Here is a 15,321-nt window from a genome sequence, read left to right as displayed (position 1 = left end):
AGGGCGGGATAAGCGACCGACATAATGTCGGCGTGGCGACAGCAACGACAGTAGAAACCGGGCACGCGCACCCGTCGGTCAATCGGCCGAACCTCACCAGCGTCGGAACCATCATCTGGCTGAGTTCCGAGCTGATGTTCTTCGCGGCCCTCTTCGCGATGTACTTCACCCTGCGATCGGTGACGGGTGCCGAGTTCTGGGCGGAGAAAGCCGATGCCCTGAACTTCCCGTTCTCGGCGACGAACACCACGATCCTGGTGCTCTCCTCCCTCACCTGCCAGCTCGGCGTGTTCGCCGCCGAGCGCGGCGACGTGAAGAAGCTCCGCACCTGGTTCGTGATCACCTTCGTGATGGGTGCGATCTTCATCGGCGGTCAGGTCTTCGAGTACACCGAGCTGGTCAAGCACGAGGGGCTCTCCCTCTCGTCGGACCCGTACGGCTCCGTGTTCTACCTGACCACCGGCTTCCACGGCCTGCACGTGACGGGCGGCCTCATCGCCTTCCTGCTGGTTCTCGGCAGGACGTACACGGCCCGGAGATTCACCCACGAGCAGGCAACCGCCGCCATCGTCGTGTCCTACTACTGGCACTTCGTCGATGTCGTCTGGATCGGCCTCTTCGCCACGATCTACATGATCAAGTAATCGGCGCGGGCGTGCCCCGAGCGGGCGCCGCCTGAAGCAGACATAGTCCAGAAGCATCGACGCAGAAGATCCTGACACCGGGGTAATCCGTGAAAAAGCTCTCCGCACGACGACGCCATCCGCTGGCGGCGGTCGTCGTCCTACTCCTCGCGCTGGCGGCCACTGGGGGGCTGTACGCCGCGTTCGCACCCGCGGACAAGGCGCAGGCTGATGTAACCGCCCAGTCCCTCGCCATCAAGGAGGGCCAGAAGCTCTACACCGTCGGCTGCGCCAGCTGCCACGGAACCGGCGGTCAGGGCACCTCCGACGGCCCGTCCCTGGTCGGCGTCGGCTCCGCCGCCGTCGACTTCCAGGTCGGCACCGGACGCATGCCCGCCCAGCAGCCCGGCGCGCAGGTGCCGAAGAAGAAGGTCATCTACACCCAGAAGGAGATCGACCAGCTCGCTGCGTACGTCGCCTCCCTGGGTGCCGGCCCGATCACGCCGACCGAGAAGGACTACAGCCCCGAGGGCGCGAACATCGCCGAGGGCGGCGAGCTGTTCCGCACCAACTGCGCGCAGTGCCACAACTTCACCGGTGAGGGCGGTGCCCTGACCAACGGCAAGTACGCCCCGAGCCTCGAAGGCGTCAGCGCGAAGCATCTCTACGAGGCCATGCAGACCGGCCCGCAGAACATGCCGTCCTTCCCCGACTCCGTGATGCCCCAGCAGCAGAAGCGGGACATCATCGCGTACGTCAACGCCGTGAACGGTGACGAGACCCCGACCCCCGGCGGCTTCGCCCTCGGTGGCCTCGGCCCCGTGAGCGAGGGTCTGTTCGGCTGGATCTTCGGTCTCGGTTCGCTGATCGCTGTTGCCGTCTGGGTTGCGGCCCACACCGCTAAGGCCAAGAAGTCATGAGTAGCCAAGAGAATTCAGAAGAGAACCTGCCTGCAGAGCAGGGCACCGCGCACGACGCGGCGCACGGTGGCGGCACGGCCGTCGCGCAGCGTGCCGAGGACCCGTTCGCCGATCCCGGACTGCCGGCCCACAAGCCTCGCATCCAGGACATCGACGAGCGTGCGGCCAAGCGCTCCGAGCGCACCGTCGCCCTCCTGTTCACGCTGTCGATGCTCGCCACGATCGGCTTCATCGCCTCGTTCGTGATCTTCGACGTCGAGAAGATCGTCTACATCTGGCCGCTCGGTCACATCAGCGCACTGAACTTCTCGCTGGGCGTGACCCTGGGTCTCGCGCTCTTCTGCATCGGCGCCGGCGCCGTCCACTGGGCGCGCACCCTGATGTCCGACGTCGAGGTCGCCGACGACCGGCACGCGATCGAGGCCACGCCCGAGGTCAAGGCCAAGGTCATGGCGGACTTCGCCGACGGCGCGCGTGAGTCCGCGATCGGCCGCCGCAAGCTGATCCGCAACACCATGTTCGGCGCGCTGGCCATGGTGCCGCTCTCCGGTGTGGTGCTGCTGCGCGAGCTCGGCCCGCTGCCCGAGGACAAGCTCCGCCACACGCTGTGGGCCAAGGGCAAGACGCTCATCAACATGAACACGAACGAGCCGCTGCGTCCCGAGGACGTCGCGGTCGGGTCGCTGACCTTCGCCATGCCCGAGGGCCTGGAGGAGAGCGACCACGAGTTCAACACCGAGATCGCCAAGGCCGCCCTGATGCTCGTCCGCATCCAGCCGGAGGACATCAAGGACAAGCGCGAGCTCGAGTGGTCGCACGACGGCATCGTCGCCTACTCGAAGATCTGCACCCACGTCGGCTGCCCGGTCAGCCTGTACGAGCAGCAGACGCACCACGTCCTCTGCCCGTGCCACCAGTCCACCTTCGACCTCTCCGACGGCGCCCGCGTCATCTTCGGCCCGGCCGGTCACCCGCTTCCGCAGCTGCGGATCGGTGTGAACGCCGAGGGCAACCTCGAGGCGCTCGGCGACTTCGAGGAGCCTGTCGGTCCTGCTTTCTGGGAGCGCGGATGAGTACACAGACGGAAACGCGGAAGAAGGCGCCCGCCGGCGAGCGGGTGGCCGACTGGGCGGACGGCCGGCTCGGGATCTACTCCCTGGCCAAGGCCAACATGCGGAAGATCTTCCCGGACCACTGGTCCTTCATGCTGGGTGAGATCGCGCTCTACAGCTTCATCATCATCATCCTCACGGGTGTGTACCTGACGCTGTTCTTCCACCCGAGCATGAACGAGATCGAGTACCACGGCTCGTACGTGCCGATGCAGGGCATCCGCATGACCGAGGCGTACGCCTCGACCCTGGACATCAGCTTCGACGTCCGCGGTGGTCTGCTCATCCGGCAGATCCACCACTGGGCCGCGCTGATCTTCCTCGCCGCGATGTTCGTGCACATGATGCGTGTGTTCTTCACCGGCGCGTTCCGCAAGCCGCGTGAGATCAACTGGCTGTTCGGCTTCCTGCTGTTCGTCCTCGGCATGTTCACCGGCTTCACCGGTTACTCGCTCCCGGACGACCTGCTCTCCGGCACCGGTGTCCGCTTCACGCAGGGCGCGATCCTGTCCACGCCGATCGTCGGCACGTACATCTCGATGTTCCTGTTCGGCGGTGAGTTCCCCGGCCACGACATGGTGGCCCGGTTCTACTCGATCCACATCCTGCTGCTGCCGGGCATCATGCTCGGCCTCGTGGTGGCGCACCTGATCCTGGTCTTCTACCACAAGCACACGCAGTTCGCGGGCCCCGGCCGCACGAACAAGAACGTCGTCGGCATGCCCCTGCTGCCGGTGTACATGGCCAAGGCCGGAGGCTTCTTCTTCCTGGTCTTCGGTGTCATCGCGATCATCGCCGGCCTGTTCACCATCAACCCGGTGTGGGCCCTCGGCCCGTACCGCCCGGACCAGGTGTCCACCGGCGCCCAGCCCGACTGGTACATGGGCTTCGCCGAGGGTCTGATCCGTGTGATGCCGGGCTGGGAGATCAACCTGTGGGGTCACACGCTCGTCCTGGGCGTGTTCATCCCGCTGGTGCTCTTCGGTGTGGTCCTCGCGGCGCTGGCCGTCTACCCGTTCATCGAGTCCTGGATCACCGGCGACAAGCGCGAGCACCACATCCTGGACCGCCCGCGCAACGCGCCGACCCGTACCGCCCTGGGCGTCGCCTGGGTCACCGGCTACGTGATCATGCTGCTCGGCGGTGGAAACGACATCTTCGCCACGCACTTCAACCTGTCGATCAACTCGATCACCTGGTTCGTCCGGATCACCTACTTCGTCGGACCGGTGCTCGCCTTCGTCATCACCAAGCGGATCTGCCTGGGTCTGCAGCGGCGTGACAAGGAGAAGGTGCTGCACGGACGCGAGTCCGGCATCATCAAGCGCCTGCCGCACGGCGAGTTCGTCGAGATCCACGAGCCGCTGTCGCAGGCCGACCGGTACAAGCTGACCGCGCACGAGCAGTACACGCCCGCCGAGATCGGCCCGACGGTCGACGAGAACGGTGTGCGCCGCAAGGTCGGCCGTATGGAGAAGTTGCGCGTCAAGCTCAACAAGGGTTACTACGGCAGCGACAACCAGGTCGCCAAGCCCACGGTCGACGAGTACAAGGAGATCACCAGCGGCCACGGCCACCACTGATCACCTGACCTCGACCTAAGGGTCGCCACAGCGCGGGCCCCGTCCATCGAATGGACGGGGCCCTTCGCTGTGCCCCCCGGCTGGATAGGGTGGGACCATCCTTATCGGCTGTGGACCCAGGAGTGGACCATGAACGTTGTGACCCCGGTTGGCGGCGACAGCGTGGCGGCCCTCTCCTGGCCGAGCGTGCTGAACGCCCTCCTCGACAACCGCGACCAGAGCGCCGACGCCACCGCCTGGGCCATGGACCGCATCCTCAGCGGCGAGGCCACCGACGCGCAGATCGCCGGCTTCGCGGTGGCTCTGCGGGCCAAGGGCGAGACCGTCGAGGAGATCTCGGGCCTGGTGCGGACCATGTACGAGCACGCCAACCTGATCGAGGTGCCCGGTCCCAGCGTCGACATCGTCGGCACCGGCGGCGACGGCGCGAAGACGGTCAACATCTCCACCATGTCCGCGATCGTCGTCGCCGGTACGGGCGCGAAGGTGGTCAAGCACGGCAACCGGGCCGCGTCGTCGGCGAGCGGAGCCTCGGACGTCCTGGAGAAGCTGGGCGTCAACCTGGAGCTGACGCCGCAGCGCGTGGCCGAGGTCGCCGAGGAGGCCGGGATCACCTTCTGCTTCGCGGTGAAGTTCCACCCGGCGCTGCGCCATGTCGCCATGGCCCGCAAGGAACTCGGCATCCGCACCGTCTTCAACTTCCTGGGCCCGCTCACCAACCCGGCCAGGATCAGGGCGCAGGCCACCGGTGTCGCCGACGCCCGCATGGCGCCCATCCTCGCCGGCGTCCTCGCCGAGCGCGGCGCCTCCGCGCTGGTGTTCCGGGGCGACGACGGGCTGGACGAGCTGACGACCACCGCCACGTCACGGGTATGGGTGGTGCGCGACGGCAAGGTCCGCGAGGAGGCGTTCGACCCCCGGGACGTCGGCATCGACCTGGTGCCCGTGGAGGCCCTGCGCGGCGCGGACGCCTCGTACAACGCCGATGTGGCACGCCGCCTGCTCGGCGGCGAGACGGGCCCGGTGCGGGACGCCGTCCTGCTCAACTCGGCGGCCGCGCTGGTGGCGCTGGAGCCGACCGGCGGCACGCTGAACGAGCAGCTGGCGGCAGGCATCGCGCGGGCGGCGCAGTCGATCGACTCGGGCGCGGCACGGGCGACGCTGGAGCGCTGGGTGACGGCGAGCAACGCCTGACGTGCGCCTGGCTGGGGGGGCGCGGTCCACTATGCGGACCGCGCCCTTGCGCCATCCGAGACGTATGGCAGGATGCTCTGCAAGGTCATGAGTGACAGCGATTACGGCCCCGGCCCGCTGTCCGGCAACCCTCCGTCCGTGGCGGGGTGCCCCGGGTGAAGACCAGGCCGCAGGCAGCGAGGTCTGTGGCAAGCGCGGACCCCTTCCGCCTCTGGGGTCCTGGTCCTCGAGGAGCTGTCTCGTGAGCAAGCGAATGCGATAGGGCGTTTCCGCCCCTTCTTCACCACACCTCCGTACGGCCCGTCCGTGCGTCGAGGTCTTTCCCCGTACGCCGTCGCACAGCCGAACTGTCGCGCCGTCACGGGGCCTGTCGAAGCCGACTCGCCTTTTCCTGCCGGGAGATACCGTCATGTCCGCACGCCCTGTCGCCGCCACTGCCACCACCGCCGCTGTCGCCTCCGACCCCTGTTGCGCCGCGCCGCTGCCCGTCCTCGGCCGGGACGTCACCGTCCCGCTCGTGACCGGCGGCGAAGTCACCTACGCCGCACTCGACTACGCGGCGAGCGCCCCGGCGCTGCAGCGCGTGTGGGACGACGTCGCCGCGTACGCCCCCTACTACGGCAGCGTGCACCGGGGCGCCGGGTACCTCTCGCAGCTGTCCACCGACCTGTTCGAGAACAGCCGGGCCACCGTCCACTCCTTCCTCGACTGCCGGGACGGCGACCAGGTCGTCTTCACCCGTTCCACCACGGACTCGCTGAACCTGCTCGCCGCCGCGCTGCCCGCCGACTGCCAGGTCTTCGTCTTCGAGACCGAGCACCACGCCTCGCTGCTGCCGTGGGGCGACAGCCGCGTGACGTACCTGAACGCGCCGCGCACGCCCGGCGAGGCGGTACGGACGCTGGAGCACGCGCTCGCCGAGCGCGACCCGTACGGCCCGGCGCTGGTCTGCGTGACCGGTGCGTCGAACGTGACCGGTGAGCTGTGGCCCGTGCGGGAGCTCGCCGCCGCGGCCCATGCGCACGGCGCGCGCATCGTGCTGGACGCCGCCCAGCTCGCGCCCCACCACCCCGTGTCCGTACGGGAGTTGGACGTCGACTGGGTCGCCTTCTCGGGGCACAAGCTGTACGCGCCGTTCGGTTCCGGCGTGCTCGCCGGCCGCGCGGACTGGCTCCAGGACGCGGAGCCCTACCTGGCGGGCGGCGGCGCGTCGCGAAGGGTGGCGCGGCGCGCGGACGGCGGCGTGGACGTCGAGTGGCACACCACGGCCGCGCGCCACGAGGCCGGTTCGCCGAACGTGATCGGCGTCTACGCGATCGCGTCCGCGTGCAAGGCGCTCACCGAGGCCGGGTTCGACACGCTGGTCGAGCGCGAGCAGCACCTGATCGCGAAGGTGCGCGAGGGGCTCGCTGAGGTGCCGGAGGTCCGCGTCCTGTCGCTCTTCGGCGACGACGCGCCGCGCGTCGGCGTCATCTCCTTCGTCGTGGACGGCTGGAACAGCTCGCACTTCGCGGCGGCGCTGTCGGCGGAGTACGGCATCGGCGTCCGCGACGGCCTGTTCTGCGCCCACCCGCTGGTGCGGACGCTACTCGGCAGCGGCCCGCAGGAGGTCGGCGAGTGCGGTGCGCCGGAGGCGGCGCCGGGGGAGAGGTCGCTGAACGCGATCCGCGTGAGCTTCGGCGCGGGCACGCCGGACGAGCACGTGGAGCGCTTCGTGGGGGCGGTGCGGGAGCTGGTGCGCGAGGGCGCGCAGTGGACGTACCACACGGAGGACGGCCGCTGCGTCCCGGCGGTCTGACCCGGGGGCGGTCCCGGCGGTCTGACCCGGGGGCGCTGCGCCGCCCGGGTCACGCACGGCCCGCCGTCCGGGCTACGCGTCGAGGCCGATCGCGAACGCCGCCTCCAGGTCGTGCTGCGAGTAGGTGCGGAACGCCACGTGCGTGTCCGTCGCCTCGACGCCCGGGATCTTGCTGATGCGGCCCGGAATCACGTCCGCCAGGTTGTCGTGCTTCGCCACGCGCACCATGGCGATCAGGTCGTACGTGCCGGTCACGGAGAAGACCTCGCTGACGCTGTCCAGCGCCGCGATCGACTCGGCGATCTCGGGGATGCGGTCCACACTGGTCTTGATGAGCACGATCGCGGTGATCACGGCTGGCTTTCTCCCTCGGTGGCCGCTGCAGATGTCCTCACTCTAGTCCCACCCCCGAATCGGCCCCACGCGTAGAGGAAGCCCGCCGAGAAGCCCACCAGGTGTGCCAGGTAGGCGACCCCCGGGCCGCTGCCCGCGTTCCGGGCCGCCAGCCACTGCAGGACGAACCAGAAGATCAGCACCACCCACGCCGGGAAGCGCAGCGGCAGGAAGAAGAGGAACGGGAACAGGCTCGTCACCCGCGCCTTCGGGAGCAGGAAGAGGAACGCGCCCAGCACCGCCGAGATCGCCCCGGAGGCGCCCACCAGCGTCTGTGCGGATTCCGCGTTGGCCACCGCGTACGCGAGCAGCGCCACGTAGCCGGCGATCAGGTAGAAGAGGGCGAACTCGGCACGCCCCATGCGTTCCTCGGCCGGCGTGCCGAAGACATAGAGGAAGAGCATGTTGCCCAGCAGGTGCAGCCAACTGCCGTGGATGAACAGGGCGGTGAAGGGGGTCAGGAGCGCGCGGGGTGAGGCGGTCAGGAGGTCCGACGGGATCACGCCCCAGCGTTCGAAGTACGCCTCCTGGGCCGCGAGCAGGGCGTCGCCGAGCCCGTGGGAGGGGTCGAGCCCCGAGACCGGACTGACGACGAAGATCGCGCAGCACAGCGCGATCAGCCCGTAGGTGACGGCCGGCCCCTTCGCCGCCTCCCGCATCGTGCCCCGCGCCCTGCCCCACCTACTGATCATGGACAGAGCATGGCGTAGGGGGACCGAACGGTACAGAGTGCCTCGCCGGGGCCGCGGGTACCTGCCCCGAGCCGGGCTCCGTGTGAGCAGGGGGTGTCCCCTTGCCCGTAGGGTTACAGGCAGTACATCCGCAGTTCGACGGCGCACCGCGGCACAGGAACGACGGAAGAGGACGGCACGATGACGACGGTTCCCTGGCCTACCGCCGAGACCAGGTGGCGCTGCACACTCTGCGGCAACCTCACACGCTTCGACGTCACCCGCTCGTCCAAGGTCGTCGAGTACGTCCATCTGGATCTTGCGGGTGAGCCGACCGTGGAGGAGCGCGAGGTGGTCAGTGAGACCATCGAATCGGTCCGCTGCCGCTGGTGCAACGCGGTGGACCAGATCGAGCTGGTGGACAGGCCGGGCGCCGCTTCCTGAGGGAGAGCGGCCCGCAAGGGTGGCAGGGGTGACGGATCGTGGAGCAGCCCGCGAGTGGCGCGGAGCCGGCCGGCGCGGCCGGTGACGCCGCCGAGGCGCTCGACCGCCCGCTGCCCGAAGGGGTGCGGCGCCGCGTCATCGCGCTCGTCTCGGACGCGTTCGGCGGCCTGACCGTCACCGAGCTGCCGCACCAGCTGAGGCAGTACGCCCGCTTCACCCCCACCCGCCGGGCCCGGTTCGCCGGCAACGCGATGGCCGCCGCGCTGGAGAGCGACACGCTCTTCCGGCAGCGGATCGGCGAGCGGCTGGGCAAGGCGCAGCCCGAGCTGGCCCGGGCCCTGGAGTCCGGTGCCGCGCCCGCCGCGGCCGACCCGCTGGACGTGGCGGCCGCCGCGTACGTGCTGCGCCCCGCCGGATGGGTGAAGCTCGTCGCCGCGGCGGGCGAGGAGGTCCAGCGCGCGGACGCCGAGCGCGCCGACGAGGCGGGCCGGCGCGAGCTGGAGCGGCTGCGCGAGGAACTGGCGGAGGCGCGCGGCCAGATCAGGGCCGAGACCGAGCGGCTGCGCGCGGAGCTGGACGGCGCCCGCAAGGAGAACGACTCCCTGGGGCGCAAGCTGCGCAGCGCGCAGGCCGACGTGAAGCGCGGCGAGGCCGCCCTGCGCCGTACGGTCGCCGAGATCGACGCGATCCGGGCGCAGGCCGCGGCCCAGGTGTCGGCGGCGGAGAGCGAGAGCCGCCGGCTCAAGGCCCGCCTGGCCGAGGCCGAGGCGGCGGTGGAGGCCGGGCGGCGGGCCGCCCGGGAGGGGCGTTCCGTCGAGGACATGCGGCTGCGGCTGCTGCTGGACACCGTGCTGGACGCGGCCCAGGGGCTGCGCCGTGAGCTGGCGCTGCCGCCCGCCGGGGTGCATCCCGCCGACACGGTCGACGCCGTCGAGCCGGGGCGGATGTCGCCCAAGGACGTCGCGGCCCGCGCCCTGTCGGAGACCGACCCCGCGCTGCTGGACCAGTTGCTGGCGCTGCCCCAGGCGCATGTCGTCGTCGACGGCTACAACGTCACCAAGACCGGCTACCCGACGATGCCGCTGGAGAAGCAGCGGCTGCGGCTGCTCGGCGGGCTCTCGGTGCTCGCCGCGCAGACCGGCGCCGAGGTCACCTGTGTGTTCGACGGCGCCGAACTGGCCGCGCCGGTGCTGCTGGCGCCGCCGCGCGGGGTGCGGGTGCTGTTCTCCAAGCCGGGGGTCACCGCGGACGAGCTGATCCGTCAGCTGGTGCGCGCGGAGCCGCCGGGCCGGCCGGTGGTGGTCGTGTCGACCGACCGCGAGGTGGCCGACGGCGTGGCGAAAGCGGGTGCCCGCCCCGTTCCGTCCGCCTTGTTGCTGAAGCGGCTTTCGCGGCTGTCGTAACTGCCGCCGTAAATGCCCGAATTCGTATCGGCGTCGGCGGGACGGTGCGTCAAGTGGCCATTACTGCACGTGTGATGTGAGTAAAGAATGCGCGCGGCGGCAGAGTTTTTTCCGATCAGGATTTGAACTGATCACAAGAAGGTCACTAGGGTCGGGCCTCGAACCTTCGCGCGGTTGATCGTCCACCCGGGGCGACAGCGAAGGAACCGCCGAGTTCGTACAGTTCGCCCCTTTTCCCCCGGGGATGCGATGTGCGGACGCCGGGGACTAAACCCCCCACAGCCCGGTAGGCGGCTGAGGAAGAAGGAGCTCGCCTCAGTGGCGTCCCACCGTCGTCCCAAGCAGCCGAGCCGCACCCGTGTGACCGTGCTCACCGCGACCGCCGCCGCTGCTGTCGCGCTGACCGCCCAGACCGCCCAGGCCGAGCCGAAGCCCAGTAAGAGCGAGGTCAAGGCCAAGGTCGACAAGCTCTACGAAGAGGCGGAGCACGCCACCGAGAAGTACAACGGGGCCAAGGAGAAGCAGGACAAGCTCGACGACCAGATCGACGCGCTGCAGGACAAGGTGGCACGCGGTCAGGAAGAGCTCAACGCCCTGCGGGACAGCCTCGGTTCGGTCGCGAGCGCCCAGTACCGCTCCGGGGGCATCGACCCCTCGGTCCAGCTCTTCCTCTCCGGCGACCCGGACACCTACCTCGACAAGGCGTCCGCGCTGGACCAGCTCGGCGCCAAGCAGACCGAGGCGATCCAGGAGATCCAGGCCAAGCAGCGCACGCTCGCGCAGCAGCGCCAGGAGGCCCAGGGCAAGCTCAAGGACCTGGCCGACACCCGCAAGGAACTCGGCGCCAAGAAGAAGGAAGTCCAGAGCAAGCTCGCCGCCGCGCAGAAGCTGCTCAACACCCTCACCGCCGCCGAGCGCGCCGCGCTCGCCGCCGACGAGAGCCGCGCCAACCGCGCCAGCGCGCGCGCCGACCTCGGCAACGCCGTCCCCGCGTCGCAGCGTGCCGCCGCCGCGTTCTCGGCCGCCCAGTCCAAGATCGGCTCGCCGTACGTCTACGGCGCCTCCGGCCCGAGCTCCTTCGACTGCTCCGGCCTCACCTCCTGGGCGTACGCGCAGGCCGGTGTCTCCATACCGCGCACCTCGCAGGCCCAGGCCAGCGCCGGTACACGAATCTCCTCGCAGAGTCAGCTCCAGCAGGGCGACCTGGTCTTCTTCTACGGCGACCTGCACCACGTCGGTTTCTACGCCGGCAACGGGCAGGTGCTGCACGCCCCCAAGCCGGGCGCCAGCGTGCGGTACGAGTCCATCAACAACATGCCGTACATGTTCGGTGTGCGTATCTGAACCCGCGCGCAACCATGACGAATCGTTCGACGGGCCCTCACGCCCGTCCGAACGGGGGAATTCCGTCATAACTTGCTGACGCTCCGCCCTGCCGGTGACCTGTGCTCTCCGGCGGGGCGTCATTTTGTATGCCCGCAACGGTTGTTGGTCGCCTCGTAGCCGCACGGCTACTGTCTGGCGCGCAGGATTCCCCGTCGTTCAGCTCAGCGAAGTGTGCGGAAGGGAGCGCGGCACGTGGTGTCCCACCGCCGACCCTCACAGACCGGTCTCAGCGCGAGTGCCCGGATCACCGTCCTGACCGCCGCGGCGGCGACGGCGGCCGCGGGCCTCGGGGCGGCGCCCGCGGGCGCCGAGCCCCAGGAGTCGCCCCAGGCCACCCGGGCCGAGGTCGACCGGCTCTTCGAGCAGGCCGAGAAGGCCACCGAGCGCTTCAACGAGGCGGGCGAGACCGCAGACCGGCTGCGGAAACGCGTGGCGCACGCCCGGGACAGCGTCGCCCGCGGCCAGGAGCGCATCAACCGCATGCGCGAGGCGCTCGGTTCCGTGGCGGGCGCCCAGTACCGCTCGGGCGGGCTGGACCCGGCACTGGAACTGCTCCTGTCCGCCGACCCCGACACCTACCTCGAAGGCGCCGCCGTGCTGGACCGCGTCGGCGAACGCCAGTCGGCCGCCCTGGACGACCTGCGCCGTGAGCAGCGCGACCTGGCCCAGGAACGGGCCGCGGCCGCCAAGGACCTCGCCGAACTGGAGCGCAGCCGGTCCGCCGTGGCCCGCCACAAGCGCGTCGTCGAGCGCAAGCTCTCCGAGGCGCGCAGGCTGCTGAGCACCCTGCCGGACGAGGAGCGCGCCGACTTCGACCGCGCGTCGCGCGCCGGCCGCGACGGCAGCCTGCCGGAACCGGCCGGCCTCGCACCCGGCTCGGCGCACGCGGCCGTCGCCGCTCTCGCCGCCCGCGGCGCGGTCGGCCGGCCCTATGTGTGGGGCGCCAACGGGCCGTCGGGATTCGACTGTTCGGGCCTCGTCCAGTGGTCGTACGCGCAGGCCGGGGTGGGCCTCCCGCGCACCTCGCAGGCGCAGGCGAACGCGGGCCGCCGCATCCCGCTGTCCGAGGCGCGGCCCGGCGACATCGTCACCTACCGCGGCGACGCCAGCCACGTCGGGATGTACATGGGCAACGGCCAGGTCGTCCACGCGCCCTACCCGGGGGCGGCGGTGCGTTACGACCCGGTCGGCATGATGCCCGTGCACGCCGTCACGCGGGTCTGAGGACGCGCTCCCCGTACCGTTCCGCCGTGCTTTCCGTACGATCGGCAGGGTGGCAGGTCAGGGGCGCGCACAGCGCACACCGGCAGGACGCACGGCGGGCCTCGGGCTCGCCGTGCTCGTGCTCGTGTCCGCCTGCACGGCCGCCGACCGGCCGGTGGACCCCACCCTGGACGCGATCCAGGAGACGCTGAACGACCGGGGCGAGGCCGTCGTCGAGGGGGACCGCGCCGGCTATCTGGCGACGATCGACCCCGTCGCGAGGGCCCTGCGCGAGCGGCAGGGCAGGGAGTTCGCCCACATGGCCGACATCCCCTTCCACTCGTGGGAGTACCGCATCAGGGGCGTACGCCATCAGGGCCACCGGGCCGTCGCGGACACCGAGCTGCGCTACCGCGTCGACGGCTACGACGGCGCCCCCGTCGCCGCCGACCGGACCTTGCAGCTCACGAAGCGTGACGGCCGCTGGTACGTGAGCGCGGACGAGCCGGGCACGGGCGCCGCCCAGCAGCTGTGGCAGCAGGGCGACGTGCGCGTCGTACGGGGCCGGCACAGCCTGGTCCTCGGCGTCGGCCAGGACGTCGAGCGGCTGCGGGAGCTCGCGGCGGCCACCGACCGGGCGGTGCCCGCCGTCGTGGACGCCTGGCCGTCTAAGTGGAACGGCCGGGTGGTCGTCCTCGTCCCGTCGTCCGTGGAGGCCATGGGCCGGCTGCTGGGCGCCCCGGCCGCCGGGTACCGGGGCATCGCCGCGGTCACCACGGGCGAGACGGGCCGCGAGGACGGCTCGGCCGCCGACCGGGTGATCGTGAACCCGGAGGCGTACGGCCTGCTCGGCGACTTCGGGCGGCGCGTCGTGCTGACCCACGAGAGCACCCATGTGGCGACCCGTGCCCACACCTCGGCCGCCACCCCGATGTGGCTCTCCGAGGGCTTCGCCGACTGGGTCGCCTACCGGGGCACGGGCCGTACGGCCGGCGAGACCGCGCCGGAGCTGCGGGACGCGGTGCGCGGCGGCGACGTTCCCGGGGCCCTGCCCGACGACGAGGGCTTCGCCTTCGGCGGGGACACCGCCGCCCTGGCGCGGGCCTACGAGGGCGGCTGGCTGGCCTGCGACCTGATCGCGGACCGCTGGGGCGAGGACGAGCTCAGGGAGTTCTACCGGACCGTCGGCGAGGCGGAGCACCGGGAGGGCGCGGTCGAACGGGCCCTGGGCGAGGTGCTCGGCGTCACGGCGGACGAGTTCACCGCACAGTGGCAGGACCATCTGCGCGAACGCCTGGGCTGACGGCGGCGCCCCCCGCCCGCCGGGCCGGGACCGTGGCCCGCCACAGGCGCCGGCAGGCGACGAGCGTCGCGGCCACCAGCAGTCCGTTGCGCAGCAGGAGCAGCGCGATGCCCGGACCGTCGCTCGCCACGACGTGCGCGAACCACACGGGGAACTCCAGCACCGTGACCGCGGCCGCCGCCAGGGTGAGCAGCGCGGGCCGCACCATCTTGGTCTCGCGTCGCACCAGGCACACCGCGGCGAGCCCCACCAGCCAGACCAGATACTGCGGGCTGATCACCCGGCTCGTGGTCGTGAACAGCAGCACGGCCGCGAACGCGGCGTCGCAGAGCGTCGCCGGACCCCACTCCCGGGCCCGCACGCGCCACACCACCAGCCAGCCGAGGGCGAGGGCGCTCAGCGCCAGCGAGAGCCCGCTGACCAGCGGGACGTGGGGGCCGACGAACTCGACCGAGCCGTAGTTCAGCAGCACCTGTCCCCGCCAGCCGAAATGCCGGGCGACGTGGAAGACGAGCGCTCCCAGCGACTCGACCTCGGTGCCCCGGTCACGCTGGGACGTCAGGAACGCCATGGCACCCGGCACGGCGGCGGTGACCGCCAGGGCGAACCCCGCGACCGTCGCCGCCGCCGTGCCCCACGCGAGCCGCGCCGCACGCCCGCGCGGCACGCCCACGAGCAACAGCACCGGCCACACCTTCAGCAGCGCACCGAACCCCGCGAGCGCCCCGAAGGCGCGCCGGCTGCCGCTGGCCGGCAGAGCCTTCGGCCCGGCACGCACCAGCAGCAGAGCGGCGACGGCGACGGCGGTGACCATCAGGTCGTAGCGGGCGTAGGCGGTCGGCCCGAGCAGGGGCACGCCCACCACCCACACCCAGGTGCCGCGCCGCTCCGTCCTTCCCCTCTCCGCGTACCGCAGCAGTGCGAGGACCAGCAGGTCGCACAGGAGGACGAGGAGGAAGAAGGCGGTGGAGTAGCCGAGGCCCGGCACGAGACCGGGCGCGAGGATCGCCAGCGCGGCGGCGGGCGGATACTGCCAGGTCACGTCGTCCGACGGGAACGTCCCGGTGCGCAGCACCTCGTACCAGCCCCGGTAGATCACCGAGACGTCGCCGGTGACGTCGGGCCCCGGGAACGTGACCACCTTGAAGACGCACAGCAGCAGCGCCGCACGGGTCAGGACCCACACCGAGAGCGGGGCCACCGGACCCCGCGCCGCCGCCTTCGGCATTCCGCCCCTTTCGTCGCGAGTGGCTGCCCATCATGCCGCCCGGGGCCGTGCGGGACGCGG

14 protein-coding genes and 1 riboswitch are annotated in these 15,321 nt (G+C 71.0%); of the genes, 11 read left to right on the top strand and 3 right to left on the bottom strand.

Annotated elements, in window-relative coordinates; translation table 11 throughout:
* Positions 1-32: 32 nt before the first annotated feature.
* The 6 genes from ACLB9X_RS01715 (at position 33) to ACLB9X_RS01690 (ending at position 7,230) form a co-directional block, all read left to right on the top strand.
* Positions 33-644: a heme-copper oxidase subunit III gene (locus ACLB9X_RS01715; protein WP_410358367.1), complete on the top strand. Its 612-nt coding sequence runs from the start codon at positions 33-35 to the stop codon at positions 642-644.
* An 89-nt stretch (positions 645-733) separates the two neighbouring features.
* Entirely contained in the window at positions 734-1,543 is an 810-nt protein-coding gene (locus tag ACLB9X_RS01710; RefSeq protein WP_410358366.1) for a c-type cytochrome, read from the top strand.
* Positions 1,540-2,616, top strand: a complete 1,077-nt coding sequence (locus ACLB9X_RS01705) for a Rieske 2Fe-2S domain-containing protein (protein WP_410358365.1) — start codon at positions 1,540-1,542, stop codon at positions 2,614-2,616. The genes ACLB9X_RS01710 and ACLB9X_RS01705 overlap by 4 nt, the downstream gene beginning before the upstream one ends.
* Positions 2,613-4,238: a cytochrome b gene (locus ACLB9X_RS01700; protein WP_410358364.1), complete on the top strand. Its 1,626-nt coding sequence runs from the start codon at positions 2,613-2,615 to the stop codon at positions 4,236-4,238. Before ACLB9X_RS01705 ends, ACLB9X_RS01700 begins: the two co-directional genes overlap by 4 nt.
* Before the next feature lie 129 nt (positions 4,239-4,367).
* Entirely contained in the window at positions 4,368-5,432 is a 1,065-nt protein-coding gene (gene trpD, locus ACLB9X_RS01695) for an anthranilate phosphoribosyltransferase (RefSeq protein ID WP_410358363.1), read from the top strand.
* Between the two features lie 83 nt (positions 5,433-5,515).
* A riboswitch (SAM riboswitch) is annotated at positions 5,516-5,633 on the top strand.
* A 208-nt stretch (positions 5,634-5,841) separates the two neighbouring features.
* Positions 5,842-7,230, top strand: a complete 1,389-nt coding sequence (locus ACLB9X_RS01690; RefSeq protein WP_410358362.1) for an aminotransferase class V-fold PLP-dependent enzyme — start codon at positions 5,842-5,844, stop codon at positions 7,228-7,230.
* Positions 7,231-7,302: 72 nt separating this feature from the next.
* Here ACLB9X_RS01690 and ACLB9X_RS01685 read toward each other — a convergent pair whose 3' ends face one another.
* Together ACLB9X_RS01685 and ACLB9X_RS01680 are read right to left on the bottom strand one after the other, a co-directional pair.
* Positions 7,303-7,584 (bottom strand): Lrp/AsnC family transcriptional regulator, encoded by a 282-nt coding sequence (locus tag ACLB9X_RS01685; protein ID WP_410358361.1) that lies wholly within the window; start codon positions 7,582-7,584, stop codon positions 7,303-7,305.
* Entirely contained in the window at positions 7,581-8,315 is a 735-nt protein-coding gene (locus ACLB9X_RS01680) for a rhomboid family intramembrane serine protease (protein WP_410358360.1), read from the bottom strand. The genes ACLB9X_RS01685 and ACLB9X_RS01680 overlap by 4 nt, the downstream gene beginning before the upstream one ends.
* Positions 8,316-8,495: 180 nt before the next feature.
* Here ACLB9X_RS01680 and ACLB9X_RS01675 point away from each other — a divergent pair, with 180 nt between their 5' ends.
* From ACLB9X_RS01675 to ACLB9X_RS01655, 5 genes are all read left to right on the top strand, one after another.
* Positions 8,496-8,738, top strand: coding sequence for a hypothetical protein (locus tag ACLB9X_RS01675; protein ID WP_177152820.1), 243 nt, complete (start codon positions 8,496-8,498; stop codon positions 8,736-8,738).
* Between the two features lie 38 nt (positions 8,739-8,776).
* Entirely contained in the window at positions 8,777-10,141 is a 1,365-nt protein-coding gene (locus tag ACLB9X_RS01670; protein ID WP_410358359.1) for an NYN domain-containing protein, read from the top strand.
* Positions 10,142-10,459: 318 nt separating this feature from the next.
* On the top strand, positions 10,460-11,485 hold the full coding sequence (locus tag ACLB9X_RS01665) for an NlpC/P60 family protein (protein WP_410358358.1): 1,026 nt from the start codon (positions 10,460-10,462) through the stop codon (positions 11,483-11,485).
* A gap of 234 nt (positions 11,486-11,719) precedes the next feature.
* Complete coding sequence (locus ACLB9X_RS01660; RefSeq protein WP_410358357.1) at positions 11,720-12,751, top strand: NlpC/P60 family protein; 1,032 nt, start codon at positions 11,720-11,722, stop codon at positions 12,749-12,751.
* Positions 12,752-12,800: 49 nt separating this feature from the next.
* Positions 12,801-14,033, top strand: coding sequence for a hypothetical protein (locus tag ACLB9X_RS01655; RefSeq protein ID WP_410358356.1), 1,233 nt, complete (start codon positions 12,801-12,803; stop codon positions 14,031-14,033).
* Here ACLB9X_RS01655 and ACLB9X_RS01650 read toward each other — a convergent pair.
* Positions 13,990-15,261 carry a glycosyltransferase 87 family protein gene (locus tag ACLB9X_RS01650; RefSeq protein ID WP_410358355.1) on the bottom strand — a complete coding sequence of 424 codons (1,272 nt, stop codon included), beginning with the start codon at positions 15,259-15,261 and terminating at the stop codon, positions 13,990-13,992. The genes ACLB9X_RS01655 and ACLB9X_RS01650 overlap by 44 nt on opposite strands.
* Between the last annotated feature and the right edge of the window lie 60 nt (positions 15,262-15,321).

It is taken from the genome of Streptomyces sp. 5K101, from assembly GCF_046506645.1.
Lineage (GTDB): Bacteria > Actinomycetota > Actinomycetes > Streptomycetales > Streptomycetaceae > Streptomyces.
Note: the sequence above shows the minus strand (reverse complement) of the source record. Positions and strands in the feature narration are given on the sequence as shown.

What these genes read in the sequence shown, in the direction of transcription:
- ACLB9X_RS01650 (WP_410358355.1), bottom strand. Translation starts at nt 15,261, where the DNA reads ATGCCGAAGGCGGCGGCGCGGGGTCCGGTGGCCCCGCTCTCGGTGTGG.
- ACLB9X_RS01705 (WP_410358365.1), top strand. Translation starts at nt 1,540, where the DNA reads ATGAGTAGCCAAGAGAATTCAGAAGAGAACCTGCCTGCAGAGCAGGGC.
- trpD (WP_410358363.1), top strand. Translation starts at nt 4,368, where the DNA reads ATGAACGTTGTGACCCCGGTTGGCGGCGACAGCGTGGCGGCCCTCTCC.
- ACLB9X_RS01690 (WP_410358362.1), top strand. Translation starts at nt 5,842, where the DNA reads ATGTCCGCACGCCCTGTCGCCGCCACTGCCACCACCGCCGCTGTCGCC.
- ACLB9X_RS01680 (WP_410358360.1), bottom strand. Translation starts at nt 8,315, where the DNA reads ATGATCAGTAGGTGGGGCAGGGCGCGGGGCACGATGCGGGAGGCGGCG.
- ACLB9X_RS01675 (WP_177152820.1), top strand. Translation starts at nt 8,496, where the DNA reads ATGACGACGGTTCCCTGGCCTACCGCCGAGACCAGGTGGCGCTGCACA.
- ACLB9X_RS01700 (WP_410358364.1), top strand. Translation starts at nt 2,613, where the DNA reads ATGAGTACACAGACGGAAACGCGGAAGAAGGCGCCCGCCGGCGAGCGG.